This is a genomic window from Micromonospora lupini (assembly GCF_026342015.1).
In the GTDB taxonomy this organism is placed as follows: Bacteria; Actinomycetota; Actinomycetes; order Mycobacteriales; family Micromonosporaceae; genus Micromonospora; species Micromonospora lupini_B.
Genome location: NZ_JAPENL010000001.1, coordinates 1,645,656 through 1,665,847, shown reverse-complemented (window position 1 = coordinate 1,665,847; position 20,192 = coordinate 1,645,656). Strand labels below are relative to the sequence as shown.

The following is a 20,192-nucleotide window of genomic DNA, read 5'->3' as shown; positions in this document are numbered from 1 at the left end:
CATGGACCTGGCGAGCGTCTACCGCGCGGAGTACGGCCGCTGCGTCGCCACCCTGGCCCGCCTCCTCGGTGACATCAACCTCGCCGAGGAGGCCGTCCAGGACGCCTTCACCACGGCGCTGCAGAAGTGGCAGACCCTGCCGCCCAACCCCGGCGCCTGGATCGTGACGACCGCGCGCAACCGAGCCGTCGACAGGCTCCGCCGGGAGTCGACCCGCGAGGCCCGGCACGCCCAGGCCCTGCTGCTGCACCAACAGGACGAGCCCCAGGAGGTGGGACCTGTGAAGGACGACCAGTTGCGACTCATCTTCACCTGCTGCCACCCGGCGCTCGCCCCGGACGCGCGGACGGCCCTCACGCTCCGTCTCCTCTGCGGTCTCGAGGTACCGGAGATCGCCCGGGCCTATCTGGCCCAGGAGACGACTGTCGCACAGCGGATCGTGCGCGCGAAGAAGAAGATCCGGGACGCCGCCATCCCGTACCGGGTGCCCGCCGAACACGAGCTGCCGGACCGGCTGCCACCCGTGCTCACAGTGCTCTACCTGATGTTCAACGAGGGCTACGCGTCCACCGCCGGGCCGCTGATCAGGACGGACCTGTGCGGCGAGGCGATCCGGCTCGCCCGCGAGCTGGCGGCGTTGATGCCCGACGAACCCGAGGTCCTGGGCCTTCTCGCCCTACTGCTGCTCACCGAGGCACGCCGTCCGGCCCGGCTCGGCCCGACAGGCGAACTCGTGCTCCTGCCCGACCAGGACCGGTCGCTGTGGAACCGGGCACTCATCGCCGAGGGCCACGACCTGGTCCGTCGCTGCCTGCGGCGTAACCGGCCCGGCCCGTACCAGATCCAGGCCGCGATCGGCGCGGTGCACACCGACGGCGCGGCCACCGACTGGCCGCAGGTCCTGGCGCTGTACGACCAGCTCCTCGTGCTCGCGCCGACGTCTGTCGTCGCGCTCAACCGGGCGGTCGCGGTCGCCGAGGTGCACGGCCCGGCGGTGGCCCTCGCCGCGTTGGAGGACGTCGACCTCCCGGGCTACCACCGGCTGCCCGCCACCCGGGCCGAGCTGCTGGCCCGGCTCGGCCGCGACGGAGAGGCCCGAGCCGCCTACGACCAGGCCATCGCGCTGACCAGCAACGAGACCGAGCGTGCCTTCCTGCGGACGCGTCGTACCGAACTCACCCACCCAAGGAGATCAGCATGACCGCCACCTACACCTTCGACGTCTTCACAAGCCTCGACGGCTTCGGCAGCACCACGGGCAACTGGGGTGGCTACTGGGGCAAGCAGGGCCCGGAGCTGCTGGAGCGCCGTCTCGCCACGTACGGCGAGGACCAGCGCATGGTCTTCGGTGGCGGCACCTACCGGATGTTCGCCGGCATGCTTGCCGACAGCACCGAGGAGTCCGACGTCCGGGACCCGTGGGTCACCCGCATGATCAACCTTCCGGCGACTGTCGTGTCGAACACGGTGCAGGGGCCCCTCGACTGGCCGGACGGGACCGTCGTGCGCGGTGACGCCGTCGACGTCGTCGCCCGACTCAAGAAGGAGTCCGAGGTGCCGTTGCGATCGCACGGCAGCCTCTCGATGAACCGGGCACTGCTGGCCGCCGGCCTTGTCGACTTCGTCCAGGTGACACTCTTTCCGGTGGTCACCGGTCAGACCGGAACGGAGCCGATCTTCCACGGCACGGCCGACTACGACCTGGAGCTGATCGAGAGCCGGACGCTCGACGGCCGCTCCCAGGAGTTCATCTACCGACCCACCCTGCACACCTGAGTCGTCCCTCGCACCCGGCGGTGGTGGTGTGGCCGGCACGAGCCACACCACCACCACCGCCGGCGGTCCACGCCGCTTGGGTGACCACCTGACCGCGTCACCACGCGTCGACCCCGCCGGTCAGCAGCGCACTTCGGTCTCCTTCTGCGCCACGTCCGAGATCCCACCGAGGGCCCGGGTGCACACCGTCAACGTGTTGGCACCCAGCGACCAGACGTCGGGGCCGCTCGAACACTGCAGGTCGCGCAGCGTGCTGCCGGTGACGATCGAGGTGCAGACCTGGTACGAGCCGTGGCTGGCCCGGTACTGCTGCCACACGTACGTGTACGCGTAGTTCTTGCCACAGCCCTTGTACTGCTTGACCGATGCGGCGGTCTGCCCGCCGACGGTGACGTACGCCGTCGCGCCGATCTGCACCGAACCCGCGCAGCGCGGGTTGGTCTCGGCGTGGGCGGGTCCGGCGAATGCCAACGTCGCAGGCACAGCCAGCCCGGTGGCCGCGAGGATTCGTACGCCGCGTCGGGAAAGGCTCTTCATCGGTGACCTCCTTCAATGCACCGGGACCGTCGATCCCCGTGTCGTCGGTGCACCACATTGATGGTCTCCACGGCCCGTTCGGTAGCCTTTGACACGCTCTGACAACGCCTGACGAAGGCGTCTGACATGGGGGAGTGATGAAGGACCAGCGTGCCGCCGCGGAGTCGATTCAGGACAGACAGGCTGCCGAGAGGTTCGCCGAACAGTTGCGGGCACTCCGGAGCGCCGCGGGAGACCCCTCATTCCGCAAGATGGCGGGGCGGTCGGGCCGGATCTCGCACACCACGTTGCACGAGGCAGCCGCCGGTACCAGGTTCCCGTCCTGGGAGACCACGCGGGAGTTCGTCCGAGCCTGCGAGGCGGACGAGGCCCAGTGGCGGCGCCGATGGGAGGACGCGCAGCGCCCCGGCGAGAGCCAGACCATCCCGGAGGGCGGCCTCGCGCCGGTCGTCGCCGACTTCCCGACCGGGGCCGGCAGCCCAGCCACCGCCGACGGAACGCAGACCGGAGTCGAGACGTCCGGCGGCCTGGGCACTCCGGCGGCCCACGGGCCCGCCGTGTCGGGAGTCGACGCGTCCGCGTCGAAGGACCAGGGCGCGCTGACGACCGTGGAGTACCCGCAGGCCGAGGATGATGTCGAGAGTAGGTGGCGGGGCCGGCTGCCGTGGCTCAACGCCGCAGCGGTGGTGCTGGTGGTGGCGATGGCCGCTGTCCTGGCCGTGACCGTCCGCGGTCGGTCGTCCCCGGCCGACTCCGACACCCCGTCGGCGTCACCGTCGGTGGCGTCGCCGTCGGCGTCAGCGTTCTCGGACTCGTTGATTCCCGGGGACGCGAGCAAGTTCGTCGCCGACGTCACCATCCCCGACGGCACGCAGGTGAAGGTGAACGCCCAGTTCGACAAGGTGTGGGCCCTCGCGAACGTGGGGAAGGTCGACTGGCACAACCGGTTCCTGGCGCGAATTGACCCCGCTGCCGACGGTGCCGGTTGCCGGACACCGGATCGGGTGTCGATCGGTGACACGCCGCCCGGCGAGCAGGTGATGATCCGCGTTCGGGTCACCGCGCCGAACCGCCCCGGCAAGTGCTGGGTCAGTTGGAAGATGGTCGACGAGACCGGGCGGGAGTACTTCCCCACCCGCCGGCCGGTGTACTTCATGGTCACCGTGACCGCCTAACGGGTCGCTCCCGGGCTCCGGGTCGCCCTCAAGCGGCGTCCGGACGCGAACGCACGGTGTCAGGTGCGGTCCCAGCCCAACCTGACAACGCCACGTTTATCGAGGTCAATGAGGTCCTGACGGATCTGACAGGACGCCGGGGGTACCGAACAGCAGGGCATTTCTCGCATGGTGATGTCGAACCGAGAACGACTCACCAGCTACGAGGAGGACCTGTCTTGCGCCGTCCCTGGTTAACCGTCGGGCTCGCCGCGCTCTGCGTGGCCGTCGGCGTCCCGGCACACGCGGCATCCGGCGCCGCCGCGCAGCGGACCGTCGCGACGGCAGCGCGGCCTGTCGTGGACATGGAGGCCAGCGTCCTGGCCGCCCAGATCGACCCTCGCCGTGCCGACAACACGCTGACCCCGGGTGCGAAGAGTTCCGTGCTCGCCGTCGAGCAGGCGCTCCAGGCCAAGAATCTGCTGGACGCGCAGTGGGTCGACGGCTACTTCGGCACCGTGACCATCTCGGCGTACGCGGCCTACCAGCGCTCGCTCGGCTACACCGGCCTGGCCGCGAACGGCCTGCCCGGAGCGACGTCGCTGACGAAGCTCGGGCTGAACCGCTACACGGTCGGCAACACGATCGGACCGGGCGCGAAGGTTCAGCGTGACGGGTACGTCGTCAACGCCCGTACCCAGGCGATGCTGGCCGAGGCCCAGCGTCTGCTCGGTTACACCCTGGTGCTCGATCAGGGCTCGTACAACCCCGGAGGCGACCCGACCTCGGCCGGCACGCACGACGGCGGGGGAGTCGTGGACATCTCGGTCGTCGGCATGACCGCGGCGAAGCGCACCGCCGTCGCCAAGGCTCTGCGCAGGGTCGGCTTCGCCGCCTGGGTCCGTGACCCGAGTCAGGGTGACTGGCCGTGGCACGTCCACGCCACGGCGATCAACGACACGGACCTGTCCAGCCAGGCGCAGCACCAGGTCGGCGACTACTACCTCGGCATGAACGGCCTGGCCAACCAAGGCCCGGACGACGGCCCCCGGATCCCGATCCAGACCTGGGAGCAGTACCAGCGCGGGCAGTGACCCGCACCCCCCACTCACCGTTTCTGAAAGGACACCATGAACATCCGTAAGAGCCTCGCCGCCGTCGGCGTCGCGCTGGCCGCGACCACCTCGATCCTCAGCGTCGGATCGCCCGCCTGGGCGGCGGCCCGGGACGGCGTCTGCGACAGCGGCGAATTCTGCTACTACTACAACAGCGACAACGCGGGATCGATCTCGGACTTCACCGGATCGCTCGACGACTACGGCACCGAGCAGCCCTCGTGCTACGACTTCAAGGGCGCTGGCGCCGGCAAGGGCCTGTGCATCAAGAACGAGGCCGCCTCGGTCTGGAACCGCAGCACCAAGACCGTCCGCGTCTACTACAACAGCGGCTACGCCGGTTCCTACCAGGACTTCGCGGCCGGCGCGAAGGGCAACCTCAACGCCACGCTGAAGAACAACAACGCCTCGCACCAGTTCTCGCCGTCGACGCGCACGAACCTGTCGTACGCCCTGTACCAGGCCAGCGGCGGATCGGTCACGTGCGGCTTCGACGGTTACACCACCACCTCCGGCCGACACGAGGGCATCGACATCGCCCGCAGCGTCGGCTCGGACGTGCACGCGGTGGTCTCCGGAACTGTCACCTACGTCGCGCAGGGCAGCACCGGCAGCGGCGGCCTGTCCACCATCTCCGTCTACAACTCCTCGCTCAACAAGACGGTGATCTACCTGCACACCGCGCCGAGGTCCGGGGTGAGCGTGGGCGACGCCATCAGCAAGGGCGAGATCATCGCCGATGAGTCGTGGCACGGGGTGTCCTCCAGCTCCGGCGCGCACACCCACGTCGAGGTCCGGGCCGGCCGGCAGACCCACGCGGCCGTCAGCGTCGGCGACCCCACCCTGGACAACGCCGACCCGACCGCGTTCTGGAACTCCCAGGGCTACAACGAGAAGTAGGACGCCGTGAATATCCGTAAGGGCCTCGCCATCGTCGGCGCCGTCCTCGCCATGTGCACCTCCATCCTGACTGTGGCGTCGCCGGCATCGGCGGCGGCACGGGACGGAGCCTGCGACAGCGGCGAGTTCTGCTACTACTACAACAGCAACCAGGCCGGCTCGGTCTCCGACTTCACCGACTCCCTGGACGACTACGGCACCACCCAACCGAGCTGCTACGACTTCAAGGGCGCGGGCGCCGGCAAGGGCCTGTGCGTGAAGAACAACGCGGCGTCGGTGTGGAACCGGACCGGCAAGACCGTGCGTGTCTACTTCAACAGCAACTTCGCCGGTGCGACCCAGGACTTCGCGGCCGGGGCGAAGGGCAACCTCAACGCCACGCTGAAGAACAACAACGCCTCGCACGAGCTGGTGAGCGGGCCGACGGGTTGCAGCACCGACGGCACCAACACCAAGCTGCCGAGCACCATCCTCGTCTACCGGGTCGGTCTCGGGCGCGTCGACCGGGTCGACTTCAAGACGTACGTCAAGAACGTCCTGCCGAACGAGTGGATCACGAGCTGGCCGCGAGCCTCGCTGGAGGCCGGCGCCGTGGCCGTCAAGAGCTACGGCTGGTACTGGGCGCTGCACTCGACCCGGAAGACCTCCGGCGGCCAGTGCTACGACGTCCGGGACGACACGGGCGACCAGGTCTACCGGCCGTCGTCGGCGCAGACGTCGACGTCCGCGGCCGTGGACAGCACCTGGTCGACACGGATGACCCGTAGCGGCAACATCCTGCAGGCCCACTACTGCGCGACCACGACGGCGTGCGGTGGCTGGGTGGATGGAGACTGGCTGTCGCAGTACGGCTCGCGTGACCAGGCGAACGCGGGCAAGAGCTACCAGACGATCCTGCGCTACTACTACCGCGACGTGGTCGTGTCCTGACGCTCCGCGTCAACTGTGCCGCCCGCCGCGCCCGCGGCGGGCGGCACGCTGCCAACCGGCCATCCGGCCGGGCCGTTCACCGGGCCGAGGGGACGCACCCGCGCCGGCCGTAGGACGACGGGTGGCAGACTCGTCGGCGTGAACGACATGGCCGCATGGACTGTGGACGGCGAGCTGGAGAGCGTCAGTCTGGTGGACCTCGCCGTCTCCCGGCTGACCCGGGAAATCCTCAGCGGCAAGAGCGACCCGGGCGAACGCCTCGTCGAGGAGCAGTTGACCCGCCGACTGGGGATCAGCCGGGCTCCGCTGCGGGAGGCGCTGCGGTTGCTGGCCCAGCAGGGCCTGGTCGAGCACGTGCCTCGACGCGGTGTCCGGGTGGCCACCCTGTCCGACCGTGACGTGCGCGAGCTGTACGAGCTGCGTGACGTGCTGGAGCGGTTCGCGGTGCGGGCGGGGATCCCGGTCGGTCGGGAGAGCGACCTGGCGGGGTTGCGGGCGACGCTGGACCAGATGCGGGAGGCGACCCGGGCCGGCGACCGGATGACTGTCGCGGAGTCGCACCGGGCGTTCCACGTCGCCCTCGTGGCGCTCGCCGGGAACCGCCAACTCTCCGCCGTGTACGGCTCGATCCTGGTGAAGTTGCAGCTCTACATGGCGATCAACCTGCGCCGCGAGGCGGAGGTGGCGCAGCCGCTGGACGGGGTGCACCGGCACGAGCGGCTGTTCGAGGCGGTCGTCGGGGGAGATCCCGAGGAGGTTCTCGCAGTGCTCTCCGCGCACGGGGCGCGCTCGTACCTCGACTAGCCGACGACGGGCGGACGCGCTAGGCGTGCCGTCATGTCCTCGTTACAGAGCGCGTGATTCCCTGTAACAGAACGGTCGACAATCGACAGTATGCCAGAACGAGTCGAGTCCATTTCGGAGCTTCGGACGGCGTACCACGGGGGGAGCCGCACCCCTGTCGACCAGGCCGAGCGCATCCTGGACGGCCTGGCCGGGCGTGACGGCGAGCCGGTCTGGATCAGCACCGTCCCGGCCGACCGCCTGCGCGAACGGGCCGAGTCGCTGGCCCGCCACGGTGATCCGGCACTTCCGCTGTACGGGATCCCGTTCGCGGTCAAGGACAACATCGACGTGGCAGGCATGGTCACCACGGCCGGCTGCCCCGACTTCGGATACCTGGCCGCGGAGGACGCGCCGGTGGTGCGCCGACTGCTCGACGCCGGCGCGCTCCTCGTCGGCAAGACCAACCTGGACCAGTTCGCCACCGGTCTCACGGGTGCCCGCTCGCCGTACGGCAGTTGCCAGAGCGTCTTCGGCGGCGGCCTCATCTCCGGCGGCTCCAGCTCCGGCTCCGCGGTCGCGGTGGCCACCGGCCAGGTCAGCTTCGCCCTGGGCACGGACACGGCCGGTTCCGGCCGGGTGCCGGCGGCGCTCAACGGGATCGTCGGCCTCAAGCCCACCCGCGGTCTGCTCAGCACTGCCGGCGTGGTGCCGGCCTGCCGCTCGCTCGACTGCGTGTCGGTCTTTGCCCCCGACGTGGCCGGCGCGCTCGACGTGCTGCACGCCGCCCGTGCCGTCACCTCGGCCGACCCGTGGGGACGTCCGTTGCCGGCGGAGCGGGTGGTTCCCCGCATGCCGGGGACCCTACGCCTCGGGGTGCCGCAGGCAGAAGACCTCGAATTCTTCGGCGACACCGGGCAGGAAGCCCGGTTCGCCGCCGGCGTGCAACTGCTGCGAACCCTCGTCGGGTCCCCGCGGTCGGTGCCGCTCGGCGCCTTCTTCGCGGCGGGGGACCTGCTCTACCAGGGGCCCTGGGTGGCCGAGCGGCTCGTCGCGCTTGGCGGTTTCCTGCGGTCACACCCGGAGTCGGTCCTCGCGGTCACCCGGGCCGTGCTGGAGACCGGGTGGGGCTACGACGCGCTCGACGCCTTCCGGGGCCAGCACCGGCTACGCGAGCTGCGCGCGCAGGTCGACAAGCTCTGGCAGGACGTCGACGTGGTGGTCGTGCCCACCGTCGGCACCACGTTCACGCTCGACGAGATCGCCGAGGACCCGATCGGCCGCAACGCCACGCTCGGCCGCTACACGCAGTTCGCGAACCTGCTCGACCTGGCCGCGGTGACCGTACCCAACGGATTCACCGCCACCGGTCGGCCGGCGAGCCTGACCCTGCTCGGCCCGGCGTTCAGCGACACCACTCTGGCCAGGCTGGCCGCCACCCTCACCGAGGGCGGCACGCCGACCGGGGCTGTCGAGGCCAGCTCACCGCCGGCGCAGCGCTCGGCGGACGTGCTGATCGCCGTGGTCGGTCGGCACCTGGCGGGCGAGTCCCGCAACGGCGAGCTGGTCGGGCACGGCGCGGTCCTCGCCGGCACCGCCCGCACCGCGCCGCTCTACCGGCTCTACCGGATGGACACGCCCGATGGCGAGGGGCTGCCCGGTCTGGTCCGCACCGCCCCGGACGGGCCGTCTGGCCATCCCATCGAGGTCGAGCTGTGGCGGCTGCCCAGCGCCGCGGTCGGTGGGTTGCTGGCAGGCGTGCCGGCACCTCTCTCACTCGGTTGGGTCCGCCTGCACGACGGGCGGGACGTGCTCGGTTTCCTCTGCGAGGCGTATGCCGCGGGCCCGCAGGCCGAGGACATCAGCGCCAGCGGTGGGTGGCGGGCCTACCGCCGTTCCGCCGCCCGGCGCTGACGCGGGCGGCACCAGCGATCACGACAGGAGGCGAGAGGATGGGCAGCATCGGGCCGGTACCGGCCAACCCCTACCCGTGGCCGTACGACGGCGCAGCGGACACCGCGCGTACCGCACTGCTCTGCATCGACTGGCAGATCGACTTCTGCGGACCGGGCGGCTACGTCGACGCGATGGGTTACGACATCGGCCTCACCCGGGCCGGCCTGCCGGCCACCGCCCGGCTGCTGGAGCACGCCCGGTCGCTCGGGATGCTCGTCGTGCACACCCGGGAGGGGCACGATCCGCAACTGTCCGACCTGCCGGCGAACAAGCGGTGGCGGTCGGCGCGTATCGGTGCCGAGATCGGAGCGGCAGGTCCGGCCGGCCGGATCCTGGTCCGGGGCGAGCCGGGTTGGGAGATCGTGCCCGAGGTCGCCCCGGTGCCCGGCGAAGTGATCATCGACAAGCCGGGCAAGGGCGCCTTCTACGCCACCAACCTCGACCTGGTGCTCCGTACCCGGGGCATCACCCACCTGATCCTCACCGGGATCACCACGGACGTCTGCGTGCACACGACGATGCGCGAGGCCAACGACCGGGGGTACGAGTGCCTGGTCCTCTCCGACTGCACCGGCGCCACCGACAAGGCCAACCACGACGCGGCACTGCACATGGTGACCATGCAGGGCGGCGTCTTCGGCTGCGTCACCACATCCGACGACGTCATCGCCGCCACGGCGAAGTGAGGTGCGCCCATGTCGACAGTCGCCGCCGCGCGGCCCGGCCCGTACTCCTTCGACATCTCGACCACCGCGCTGCTCGTCATCGACATGCAGCGTGACTTCCTGGAGCCCGGCGGGTTCGGTGCGAGCCTGGGCAACGACGTCAGCAAGTTACGCACGACGATCGCGCCGCTCGCGGCCCTGCTGGCCGATGCCCGCGCCGTCGGCCTGACCATCGTGCACACCCGCGAGGGTCACCTGCCCGACCTGTCCGACTGCCCGCCGGCCAAGCTCAGCCGGGGCGCACCGAGCATGCGGATCGGCGACCCCGGCCCCAAGGGCCGGATCCTGATCCGCGGCGAGTACGGCCACGACATCGTCGACGAGTTGGCGCCGCTGCCCGGCGAGTCGGTGATCGACAAGCCCGGCAAGGGGGCCTTCTACGCCACCGACCTGGATGCCCTGCTCGCCGAACGGGGCATCCGCAGCCTCCTGGTCACCGGGGTCACCACCGAGGTGTGCGTGCACACCACAGTCCGGGAGGCCAACGACCGCGGGTACGAGTGCCTCGTGCTCGCCGACTGCGTCGGCTCCTACTTCCCGGAGTTCCAGCGGGTGGGACTCGACATGATCGCCGCCCAGGGCGGGATCTTCGGCTGGGTAGCCGACTCGGCGCAGGTACGCGTCGCGCTGTCCACCACGTCCGCGTTGCAGCCCTCTTCCTGACCGGGAGCAGCCATGGTCTCCACGAAGTCCACAGTCGTCCCGCTCCCGTTCTGGGTGCGCGGCGACACCAACGCGTTCTTCGGTTTCGGCGTCAACGTCCTGGTCAACGTGCTCACCCTGACCGGGCTCTGCATCGCCGTGGTGAACCTCCCCGAGGGGGAGGTGTTCGGCACGATCCTGCCGGCACTCGGCATCGCCCTGGTCGCGGGCAACGTCTACTACACCTATCTGGCCCGCCGCCTCGCCCGCCGGGAGAACCGTTCCGACGTGACGGCCCTGCCGTACGGGCCGAGCGTGCCGCACATGTTCATCGTCATCTTCGTCATCATGCTGCCCATCTACCTGCGCACCCAGGATCCGGTGCGGGCCTGGGAGGCCGGGCTGGCGTGGGCCTTCATCATCGGCGTGATCGTGCTGATCGGCGCGTTCGTCGGGCCCTACATCCGCCGGTACGCGCCCCGGGCCGCGCTGCTCGGCACCCTCGCGGGGATCTCGATCACCTTCATCTCGATGAACCCGGCCGGGCAGATGTGGCGCATGGCCTGGGTCGCCCTGCCGGTCTTCGCGTTGCTGCTGATCGGTCTGCTCACCGACGTGAAGCTGCCGTTCAACTTTCCGATCGGGCTCGCGGCGCTGCTGGTGGGCACCGCGATCGGCTGGGCCGGCGGGGCGATGTCGGTGCCCGACGTCACGGCCGCGGCACGGGACATCGCGTTCGCCGTACCCTCGTTCAAGCTGGACCTGCTGTTCACCGGACTGGCCGACATGGCGCCGTTGCTGGCGACGGCGATTCCGCTCGGCGTCTACAACTTCACCGAGGGCATGACGAACGTGGAGAGCGCGGCCACCGCCGGGGACAACTACAACCTGCGCAGTGTGCTGCTGGCCGACGGCGCGGGCGCGGTCATCGGCGCGGCGCTCGGGTCGCCGTTCCCGCCCGCCGTCTACGTCGGCCACCCCGGCTGGAAGGCCGCTGGCGGCCGCAGCGGCTACTCGATGGCGACCGGCGTGGTCATCGCGGTGCTCTGCTTCCTCGGCATGTTCGGGCTGCTCGCGGCGATCTTCCCGACGGCGGCCATCGTGCCGATCCTGCTCTACATCGGTCTGTTGATCGGGGCGCAGGCGTTCCAGGCGACCCCACGGGCGCACGCCGCGGCGGTGGTCGCCGCGCTGATTCCCAACATCGCGGCCTGGGCGACAGGTCAGATCGACAACGCGTTGGCGGCGGCCGGCACCAGCGCCGCCGCTGTCGGCGACGACGCTCTCAACGGCGCCGGCGTGGTGTACGACGGGCTGCTGGTGCTCGGCCGGGGCGCCATCCTCGCCGGCCTGGTGCTCGGCGCGGTGGTGGTCTTCATCATCGACAAGCGGTTCGTCCGGGCGGCGATCTTCGCCGGCACCGGCGCGGTGCTCTCGTTCATCGGGCTGATCCACGGTGAACGGATCGAGTGGAACGCCAACGGACAGGTCGCGCTCGGCTATCTCTTCGTCGCGGCGATCTGTGTGATCTTCGCGCTCGGTCGCCCCACACCGCGCGATCCCGAACCGGAGGAGGCCGAGCTGGACCGGACACCCGGTCCGGCCGCCCCCACCAGCCCCGATCCCGCCACCGATCGTGCGGAGGCCGAGCAGAGGACGTCGGCCCTGAGCGGCTGAGCCGGCAGGCCCGGTGGGTATGCCGACGCCTCCCCACCGGCCGGCCGGCGCCGACCCGACGGATCGAGAGGACGTACCGCATGGAGATCGACCGGACTGACGTGGTCGCCGAGGTGGCGGCGGCTTTCGCCGGCTACGAGCGGGCGCTGGCCGACGGCGACGCCGAGGGTGTCTGCGGGTACTTCTGGGACTCCGACCGGACTGTGCGCTTCGGCCTGGCCGACCACCAGTACGGGTTGGACGAGCAGCGCAAGTGGCGGGCGGCGCAGCCACCGCTGCCGGCCGGCCGCCGGCTGGTCGACCCGACGATCAGCACGTTCGGCGCGGACCTCGCGGTCGTGACGACCCGATTCGGGTACGCCGGCACCGCCGCCACCGGGCGGCAGACCCAGACCTGGGTACGCCTGCCCGTCGGCTGGCGGATCGTCACCGCCCATGTCTCCGAACCAGCCGCGGACCCCGCCTGAGCGGGCCCGACGGCTCGACGAAGCGCCCCGTCCTGCTGTGGACGGGGCGCTTCGTCGTGTCAGCCGAGGTCTGTGCCGGACACCGGGCGGGCCTCGTCGGCGCTCGACACAGTGGCGGCCACCTCGATCCGGGGTGACCGGTCCGGCGGTAGATGGGCGAGGTCGGCGATCACGACGACGTCCACCTCCCCGTCGACCATCTTCTGCTCGACCCTCTCCCACGATGCCCGCATGATCCCGTTCAACCGGTAGTCATGTCGGCGCAGGTGGTCAAGACACATCGTGATGGCGTGCTCCGACGGCTCGATGTCGGCGGGCACCCAGATAACGGCTAGTTCCATGATCTCTCCTGATCAACGCAGTGGACGCCTGTGGAAGATCAGGAGCTGCCGTGGCGGCGGGGGACCCCGCTCCACGGGTCGACTGGCGGCGTGGCTGTCGAAGGGGAGGACCGCGCGCCCACGGTGCAGCGGTGCGACGGCCGGCGGTCCGTCGGTCGCGGACGCCGACTGGTCGAGCCCGCCGGCGCCGGTTCCCGCGGGCGCGGACGCGAATGCCGGCACCAGCGCCGGTTGCCCCGGCAGGGGACCGACGGGACGGGACGGCGCCGGCAGCGGCTGAGCTGTCATCGCGGCAGGCGTACGAGTCGGCGCGCGACCGCTGGCGTTGCGGGGGAGGCCGGCAACCGACGCCCTCGCCGTCAGCGGGGCCTGCGGTGGTGGCGAGGTGGGGCGTGCGGCCGGCGACTCCGAGGGGACGGGCGCGACTGGCGGCGGGGTCGACAGCCGTGCACGAGGGCGTCGGGTTGGCGCGGCGGTCGAGGGTTCGACAGTCGGCGCGGCGGTGCCGGTCGGAACGGGCAGGGGGAGGGTCGTCGGCACCGGCAGGGGAAGGGTCGTCGGCACGGGAAGGGGGAGGGCGGTCGGCAGGGGTAGGTCGATGTCCAGCGGCGTCTCGACCACGTCGTGCAGCAGCGACCCGACGATCCCCGCCGCGGTGGCGTCCTCGGTCGGCGCGCGGGTGGTCGGCGACGGCGACGGGTCGGCGTGCGCGGGCTCGGCGCCGAGGGTCACGCCGAGGGCTGCCGCCCCCAGCGCCGCCGCCCCGAACGCCGCCGCGCCGAGAGCCGCCGGCGGCAGACACCGCTTCGGCCGCCTCACGCCGTCCCACCCATGCGCGGACTGTTGCCCCCGGGCAACACGGGCTACACCTCTCGCGGGCTGATCCGCGGCCACCGCGCCGGTCCGGCGCCGCCGGGCCGAGCGGTGCGAGCATCCCCGCTCGGCGTCCCGGCGGTACGCGGGGCAGGTGACCAGGACTGTGAACGATAACAAGGCCGTGGTGCAGTGCGCCCGGAGCGTCGATGCGGCACAGATCGTCGACCCGATCCCGCTCCGACGTCGACAGGTGACGATGAGGCACGCTCCGCGAACCGATTCGGCTGGGTGACTATGTGGCCGGCTCGTTACGTCTTGACGAACAGCATGTTATCGCTCACTCTCGATGGAGAGGTGGCGGCGTCGGTGGCTCACCGGGCGAGTCCCGCGGTCGCGCTTCGAAGCACGGCGTCCCCGGGCAGCGGACGTCGTCTCAGGACTCGCGTGGTTGCCGGTGAGCGCCGGCCAGGCTGCGTGCGCCGGTGCGAGGTGCCCAGGATGACCGTCCCGGATTCCTTGGCCCACGCCGGCGACCGACGTCCGGACCCGTTCGTCCTGAGTGACGTGGCACATCACCACCACCGATGCAACCACTGAGAAGGAACGACATGAGACCCAAGAAAGCTCTGCTGGCGACGGCGACCCTCGCGGTCGCGCTGACTGCGGGTATGACGATGGCGCTCGCGCCGATGGCCAGCGCCGGAACGACGTTGAAGGCGTCGGCGGCCGAGAAAGGCCGCTACTTCGGCGCCGCCGTCGCGACGGGCAAGCTCTCCAACAGCCAGTACGTCGGCATCCTCAACAGCGAGTTCAACAGCGTCACCCCCGAGAACGAGATGAAATGGGACGCCACCGAGCCGAACCAGGGCCAGTTCAACTACACCGGTGGTGACCGTCTCGTCAGTCACGCGCAGGCCAACGGCATGAGCGTGCGGGGGCACGCGCTGCTGTGGTACCAGCAGCAGCCGGGCTGGGCGCAGGGCATGTCCGGCACCGCGCTGCGCAACGCCGCGATCAACCACGTCACGCAGGTCGCCACCCACTTCCGGGGCAAGATCTACGCCTGGGACGTGGTGAACGAGGCGTTCGCCGACGGTGGCAGCGGCGCACGGCGCGACTCGAACCTGCAGCGCACCGGCAACGACTGGATCGAGGCGGCGTTCCGCGCCGCCCGCGCCGCCGACCCGGGCGCGAAGCTCTGCTACAACGATTACAACACCGACGGGATCAACGCGAAGTCCACGGGCATCTACAACATGGTGCGCGACTTCAAGTCCCGCGGCGTGCTGATCGACTGCGTCGGCTTCCAGTCCCACCTGGGCACCTCGTTGGCCAGCGACTACCAGGCCAACCTGCAGCGCTTCGCCGACCTCGGCGTCGACGTGCAGATCACCGAGCTGGACGTGATGACCGGCTCCAACCAGGCCAACATCTACGGCGCGGTCACCCGTGCCTGCATGGCGGTGGCGCGCTGCACCGGCATCACCACGTGGGGCGTCCGCGACACCGACTCCTGGCGCGGTAGCGACAACGCGCTGCTGTTCGACGGATCGGGCAACAAGAAGGCGGCGTACACGTCAGTCCTCAACGCCCTCAACGGGGGCAGCACCAACCCCACCACGCCCCCGCCGAGCGGCTCGGTGGACACCACCGCCTGGTACGTGTTGGTGAACCGCAACAGCGGCAAGGCGCTCGACGTGTACGAGCGGTCGACCACCGACGGCGCGCGGATCGACCAGTGGGCCCGCAACGACGGAGCGTGGCAGCAGTGGCAGTTCGTGGACTCCGGCAGTGGCTACTACCGGCTGAAGTCCCGCAACTCCGGCAAGGTGCTGGACGTCGCCAACCGCTCCACCGCCGACTCCGCGCCGGTCGTGCAGTGGAGCGACAGCAACGGCACGAACCAGCAGTTCCGGCTGGCCGAGTCCTCGGGTGGCTACCTGCGCCTGCTCAACCGCAACAGCGGCAAGGCTGTCGAGGTGCAGGGCGCGTCCACCGCCGACGGCGGCAACATCGTGCAGTATGCCGACTGGGGCGGCAACAACCAGCAGTGGCAACTGGTCCGTGTCGGGTAGCCTCCTGACCCGCTGAACCGGCAGCGCGGTGGCGCGGACGCACCTCGTCCGCGCCACCGTCGCCGCTGACGGCGACGCCCATCGCTACACGATCGTTGAACCCGGTGCCTGCACATCCACGCTTCGGACAGCGGATGGACAAGCCCGGGACTATTGGAGAGCATCTATTTCATGATTATCCGGTCCGCCACCCCGCCACCGACCACGGAGAACGTGCCGCCCGAGCCGACCTCCGACGATCGGCCACCGGCCGACTGGGGACGATGGCAGTGGGCCCGTTCCGAATGGACCGTGGCAGTGCTGGCGAGCCTGCTGCTGGCGGCGGTGCTGACCTGGCCGACGCTGCGGCACCCGGCGAGCACGATCCCCGGCGACCTGGGCGACCCGCTGTTGCAGGCGTGGCAGGTCGCCTGGTCGGGGCACGCCCTGCTGAGCAACCCGGCCGGCCTCTGGGACTCCAACACGTTCTACCCCGAGAAGTACACGTACGCCTACAGCGACACCCTGCTCGGCTACGCCCCGATCGGGCTGCTCGGCTCCGGCTTCGGGGCCGCCGTCGTCCGATACAACGTGCTGTACGTGCTGCTGCACGCGCTGGCGTCCCTCGGGGCGTACGCGCTGGCGCGGCAGCTCGGCGCGAATCGGTGGGGCGGGGCGGTCGCCGCCGTCGCGTGGGCGTACGCGCCCTGGCGGTTGGCGCACTCCGGGCACCTGAACATCCTGTCCAGCGCGGGAATCGCGCTGTCCCTGGCGATGCTGGCCCGTGGCCACGGCTGGTCGCTGCGCCACGGGTACCGGCCGGAGCTACGACGACCCGGCTGGGCCTTGGCCGGGTGGCTCGTCGCCGCCTGGCAGATCAGCCTCGGCTTCGGCATCGGCCTGCCACTCGTGTACTTCCTGCTGGCCGCGGTGCTGGTGTCGGCGGGTTGCTACGGCTGGTCCTGGTGGCGGCGGCGGGAGCGTCCGCCGTTCGGCCGGCGGCTGCTGCTCGCGGATCTGCTCGGTGGGGGTGCGTTCGGCGCGGTGACGCTGCTGCTGGGCATGGTCTACCTGCGCGTCGTCGATCTCAACCCGCAGGCCGAGCGGACGCTTGACTGGACGAAGATGTTCTCGCCTCCGCTGATCGGGTTCGTCACCGCGCCGGCGGACTCGTGGTTGTGGGGCGAGCGGCACGCCGGGGCACGCGAACAGCTGTCCTGGCCGCCGGAGATGGCGCTGCTGCCGGGGATGATGCTGATCGGGCTGGCCGCGGCGGGGCTGTTCCTCTCGGCGTATCCGGTCCGGCACCGGGTCGCGCTGGGGCTCGGCGTGCTCGGTACGGTGCTGCTGGGCCTGGGCGCCACCCTCGGCGGTGACGGCGACCCCGGCTACCTGACCCTGTCCACGCTCCTGCCGGGCTGGGACGCGCTGCGCACACCCGGGCGAATGATGCACTGGACGAGCCTGCTGCTGGCGGTGCTGGCCGCCGGAGCGGTGACGGCGCTTGCCGAGTCGCTGCGCGAGTCCTCACCCCGCCAGTGGACCCGGATCATCACGCCGCTGGTCCTGCTGGTGCCGTTGACAATGGTCACCCTGGAGGGCGTCAACCGGACGCCCCACCCGACCGTGCCACAGCCGCCTGCCGCGATGCGGACGGCGCAGGACCCGATCCTGGTGCTGCCGGCCGGCGGCGTGGGCGATCTGACGTACATGTTGTGGACGACCGACGGGTTCCCGCGGGTGACAAACGGTCTGGCCGGGTTCGAGCCGGTCAGCCAGGCGCAGACCCGGACCGCCGTGGCGTCGTTCCCCGATGCGGGCAGCGTGACGTACCTGCGGGGGATAGGCGTGCGATCGGTGGTGGTGGTGCCGAGCCGCGCCGCGGGGACGCCGTGGGACGGCATCGCCGCCCGACCCATCGACGGGCTGGGCATCACCCGGGAGGATCTCGATGGCACGCTTGTCTACCATCTCTGACCGCGCGGTCGCCGGGCGGTCCGGCGTCGGTGGCGGAAGCCCGCGTACGGGTGGGGCGGGGTGACGACAGTGCGATTGTCGGTAGTGGTGCCCTGCTTCAACGAGGAAGCGTCTGTGGAACGGTTGCACGAGACCGTGTGCGCCGCCCTCGCCGACCTGGCCGACGTGGACGTCGAGGTGGTGTACGTCGACGACGGCAGCGAGGACGGCACTCTCGAGGCGCTGCGCCGGCTCGCCGCCGCTGACCCCGCTGTCTGCTACACGTCGCTGAGCCGCAACTTCGGCAAGGAGGCGGCGATGCTCGCCGGGTTGCAGCGGGCCACCGGCGACGCGGTCGTCATCATGGACGCCGACCTTCAGCATCCACCGCGGTTGCTGCCCGAGATGGTGCTGCTCTACCAGCAGGGCTTCGACCAGGTGATCGCCCGTCGGGACCGGCGCGGTGACCGGTTCGTGCGGATGGTCGCCTCGCGGTCCTTCTACCGCGTCATCAACTGGTGGATCGACGTGCGCCTGCAGGACGGCGCGGGGGACTTCCGGCTGCTGTCCCGACTCGCGGTGGACGCGATCCTGGCGATGCCGGAATACAACCGCTTCTCCAAGGGCCTGTTCTCCTGGATCGGCTTCCGGACGGCGGTGGTGGCCCACCCCAACGAGACCCGGCAGTCGGGGCAGAGCAGGTGGACGTTCGGCAAGCTCTTCAACTACGCGTTCGACGGCCTGCTGTCGTTCAACAACCGACCACTGCGACTGGCGATCTACGGCGGCCTGTTCCTCACCCTCATCGCGCTCGTCTACATGGCCTGGGTGGTCGCGGACGCCGTCGAGAAGGGCATCGACGTCCCCGGCTACACCACAATCATCGTCAGCGTGATCGGGCTCGGCGGCATCCAGATGACGATCCTGGGGGTGATCGGGGAGTACATCGGCCGGATCTACTACGAGACCAAGCGCCGGCCGCACTACCTGGTGCAGGAGACCGAGCATCTGCTCGCGGAGACCGGTGAGCCGCCACGGCTGCCGGTCCCACACGCGCCGCGCTCGACAGTGGGGGGCCAGCGGACGGTGTCGGCCCGGGAGGGCGCCCGCCGCCGGCCCGCTGCGCAGGACCGGCGGGGCGTCGACGACCGCGACGCGAGCTGAGGCCGACCGGCCGGCGGGTGCTCGGCGTCCGCGCCGGGGCGGGGTCGGTCAGCGACCGCACGACCGGCACGCCTCGCGGGTGCGCAGGTGGTAATCGCTTGCCGCGGCGAGCAGGCCGAGCCCCAGGAGGCAGTACGCCGACATGGCCACCCAGAGGAACGTGTCGGAGAACTCGCCTGCCGACCCCGTTGCCACCTGCGTCAGCCCCATTCCGAAGTAGGCCACGATTCCCGCGCCGAGCCCGAAGCCGGGCACCAGCAGCAACCGCCGGGGGATCGTGCGGCCGGCGAGGAGCGGCACCCACCGCGGCCAGACCTCACCCCAGTGCTGCACAAGTGCGAGCGGCAACAGCGCCCCGGCCAGCACCAGACCGATCTCCAACCCGATCACCGAGGCATCCTGCGTGAGGCTGTCGAAGCCCACCACGGCCTGGGCCGCGAACCGGGTCACGAGGCCGGCCACCGCCACGTACGCGGCCCAGCGTGCCCACGGCGCGGGCGCCGAGCGCCGGCGGCCGGGCCGGACCGTCCGGCAGCAGTCCGGGCAGTCGCCCCGGGTGCGCCGCTGGTAGCGGGCGGTGGCCAGGCCGAGCAGGGCCGCTCCGGTGACACAGCCGAGCCGGCTCGCGAACGCCACCGGGTCGAAGGACGGCCCGGGGGCGAACAGCAGGATGCTCACCAGCTCCGGCAGCAGGATCGCGGCGGCCGCGACCAGCGCTCCGGAGAGGGCCCAGGCGACTCCCGCGAGCATCGGCCGCCAGGTCGTCGCACGGCCCAGCGCCACCGCCGCCGTGCCCACGGCCAGGCACAACGCCACCGACCGCCAGCCGGTGAATCCGAGCAGGTCGGACCCGAACGGCGGGAACTCCGGCACCTCTCCGATCGTCCACGCCAGACGTAGGCCGCCGTAGGCCACGACCCAGGCGAGGACGGCGTAGGTCAGGCCGGTGCCGGTGCCGGTGCCGGTGCCGCTGCCGCGCGTTGTCGCTGCCGGTGTCGTCATGCGTCCGATCCTCGCGGGACGCCGGCAGGAGCGGTCCCCTCCGGTCGGGGAGGGCGCTCCCCGCCGAGAGGGAGCCGCGGTGTTCGATCTTGATCCGCCGGGCGTCCCGCCGTACGCACGACACATGGTTGAACGTGTTCAAATGTCGACGCGGTGGTGGTTCCACGCGCTGACGCGGGAGGCGGCGGGGCGTGGGG

19 protein-coding genes are annotated in these 20,192 nt (G+C 70.9%); 15 read left to right on the top strand and 4 right to left on the bottom strand.

What is annotated here, in order from left to right; genetic code table 11:
* Nucleotide 1 precedes the first annotated feature (1 nt).
* The gene (locus OOJ91_RS07575; RefSeq protein WP_266243869.1) at nucleotides 2-1,201 is read left to right on the top strand and encodes an RNA polymerase sigma factor; all 1,200 of its coding nucleotides are present in this window, start codon (nucleotides 2-4) and stop codon (nucleotides 1,199-1,201) included.
* Nucleotides 1,198-1,776: a dihydrofolate reductase family protein gene (locus tag OOJ91_RS07570; RefSeq protein WP_266243867.1), complete on the top strand. Its 579-nt coding sequence runs from the start codon at nucleotides 1,198-1,200 to the stop codon at nucleotides 1,774-1,776. The genes OOJ91_RS07575 and OOJ91_RS07570 overlap by 4 nt, the downstream gene beginning before the upstream one ends.
* 120 nt (nucleotides 1,777-1,896) lie before the next feature.
* Here the strand turns inward: OOJ91_RS07570 and OOJ91_RS07565 are convergent, their stop codons facing one another.
* On the bottom strand, nucleotides 1,897-2,313 hold the full coding sequence (locus OOJ91_RS07565) for a hypothetical protein (protein ID WP_266243865.1): 417 nt from the start codon (nucleotides 2,311-2,313) through the stop codon (nucleotides 1,897-1,899).
* A 137-nt stretch (nucleotides 2,314-2,450) separates the two neighbouring features.
* Between OOJ91_RS07565 and OOJ91_RS07560 the strand changes: the two genes are divergently transcribed.
* The 10 genes from OOJ91_RS07560 to OOJ91_RS07515 all read left to right on the top strand — a co-directional run bounded on the left by OOJ91_RS07560 (nucleotide 2,451) and on the right by OOJ91_RS07515 (nucleotide 12,662).
* Nucleotides 2,451-3,488, top strand: a complete 1,038-nt coding sequence (locus OOJ91_RS07560) for an NBR1-Ig-like domain-containing protein (RefSeq protein WP_266243864.1) — start codon at nucleotides 2,451-2,453, stop codon at nucleotides 3,486-3,488.
* A gap of 218 nt (nucleotides 3,489-3,706) precedes the next feature.
* Nucleotides 3,707-4,561, top strand: coding sequence for a peptidoglycan-binding domain-containing protein (locus OOJ91_RS07555; RefSeq protein WP_266243863.1), 855 nt, complete (start codon nucleotides 3,707-3,709; stop codon nucleotides 4,559-4,561).
* 36 nt (nucleotides 4,562-4,597) lie between these two features.
* Nucleotides 4,598-5,482, top strand: a complete 885-nt coding sequence (locus OOJ91_RS07550; protein ID WP_266243862.1) for a peptidase inhibitor family I36 protein — start codon at nucleotides 4,598-4,600, stop codon at nucleotides 5,480-5,482.
* Between the two features lie 6 nt (nucleotides 5,483-5,488).
* Nucleotides 5,489-6,412, top strand: coding sequence for a SpoIID/LytB domain-containing protein (locus OOJ91_RS07545; protein ID WP_266243860.1), 924 nt, complete (start codon nucleotides 5,489-5,491; stop codon nucleotides 6,410-6,412).
* A 147-nt stretch (nucleotides 6,413-6,559) separates the two neighbouring features.
* Nucleotides 6,560-7,216, top strand: a complete 657-nt coding sequence (locus tag OOJ91_RS07540; RefSeq protein WP_266245299.1) for a GntR family transcriptional regulator — start codon at nucleotides 6,560-6,562, stop codon at nucleotides 7,214-7,216.
* A gap of 90 nt (nucleotides 7,217-7,306) precedes the next feature.
* Nucleotides 7,307-9,109, top strand: coding sequence for an allophanate hydrolase (gene atzF / locus OOJ91_RS07535; protein ID WP_266243858.1), 1,803 nt, complete (start codon nucleotides 7,307-7,309; stop codon nucleotides 9,107-9,109).
* 38 nt (nucleotides 9,110-9,147) lie between these two features.
* On the top strand, nucleotides 9,148-9,837 hold the full coding sequence (gene biuH / locus OOJ91_RS07530; RefSeq protein ID WP_266243856.1) for a biuret amidohydrolase: 690 nt from the start codon (nucleotides 9,148-9,150) through the stop codon (nucleotides 9,835-9,837).
* Nucleotides 9,838-9,846: 9 nt separating this feature from the next.
* Complete coding sequence (locus OOJ91_RS07525) at nucleotides 9,847-10,539, top strand: cysteine hydrolase family protein (RefSeq protein WP_266243855.1); 693 nt, start codon at nucleotides 9,847-9,849, stop codon at nucleotides 10,537-10,539.
* 12 nt (nucleotides 10,540-10,551) lie between these two features.
* Nucleotides 10,552-12,195 carry a regulator gene (locus tag OOJ91_RS07520; protein WP_266243854.1) on the top strand — a complete coding sequence of 548 codons (1,644 nt, stop codon included), beginning with the start codon at nucleotides 10,552-10,554 and terminating at the stop codon, nucleotides 12,193-12,195.
* Nucleotides 12,196-12,275: 80 nt separating this feature from the next.
* A complete protein-coding gene (locus tag OOJ91_RS07515) occupies nucleotides 12,276-12,662 on the top strand; it encodes an AtzH-like domain-containing protein (RefSeq protein ID WP_266243853.1) in 387 nt (128 codons plus the stop codon).
* 59 nt (nucleotides 12,663-12,721) lie between these two features.
* Here OOJ91_RS07515 and OOJ91_RS07510 read toward each other — a convergent pair whose 3' ends face one another.
* Nucleotides 12,722-13,003, bottom strand: a complete 282-nt coding sequence (locus tag OOJ91_RS07510; protein ID WP_266243852.1) for a hypothetical protein — start codon at nucleotides 13,001-13,003, stop codon at nucleotides 12,722-12,724.
* 12 nt (nucleotides 13,004-13,015) lie between these two features.
* Complete coding sequence (locus OOJ91_RS07505; protein WP_266243851.1) at nucleotides 13,016-13,822, bottom strand: hypothetical protein; 807 nt, start codon at nucleotides 13,820-13,822, stop codon at nucleotides 13,016-13,018.
* 605 nt (nucleotides 13,823-14,427) lie between these two features.
* Here OOJ91_RS07505 and OOJ91_RS07500 point away from each other — a divergent pair.
* The 3 genes from OOJ91_RS07500 to OOJ91_RS07490 all read left to right on the top strand — a co-directional run bounded on the left by OOJ91_RS07500 (nucleotide 14,428) and on the right by OOJ91_RS07490 (nucleotide 18,993).
* Nucleotides 14,428-15,894: an endo-1,4-beta-xylanase gene (locus OOJ91_RS07500; RefSeq protein WP_266243849.1), complete on the top strand. Its 1,467-nt coding sequence runs from the start codon at nucleotides 14,428-14,430 to the stop codon at nucleotides 15,892-15,894.
* Nucleotides 15,895-16,065: 171 nt separating this feature from the next.
* A complete protein-coding gene (locus OOJ91_RS07495) occupies nucleotides 16,066-17,850 on the top strand; it encodes a hypothetical protein (RefSeq protein ID WP_266243848.1) in 1,785 nt (594 codons plus the stop codon).
* Between the two features lie 60 nt (nucleotides 17,851-17,910).
* Complete coding sequence (locus OOJ91_RS07490) at nucleotides 17,911-18,993, top strand: glycosyltransferase family 2 protein (RefSeq protein WP_266243847.1); 1,083 nt, start codon at nucleotides 17,911-17,913, stop codon at nucleotides 18,991-18,993.
* 48 nt (nucleotides 18,994-19,041) lie between these two features.
* Here OOJ91_RS07490 and OOJ91_RS07485 read toward each other — a convergent pair whose 3' ends face one another.
* Nucleotides 19,042-19,995, bottom strand: a complete 954-nt coding sequence (locus OOJ91_RS07485) for a hypothetical protein (RefSeq protein WP_266243846.1) — start codon at nucleotides 19,993-19,995, stop codon at nucleotides 19,042-19,044.
* Nucleotides 19,996-20,192 lie beyond the last annotated feature (197 nt).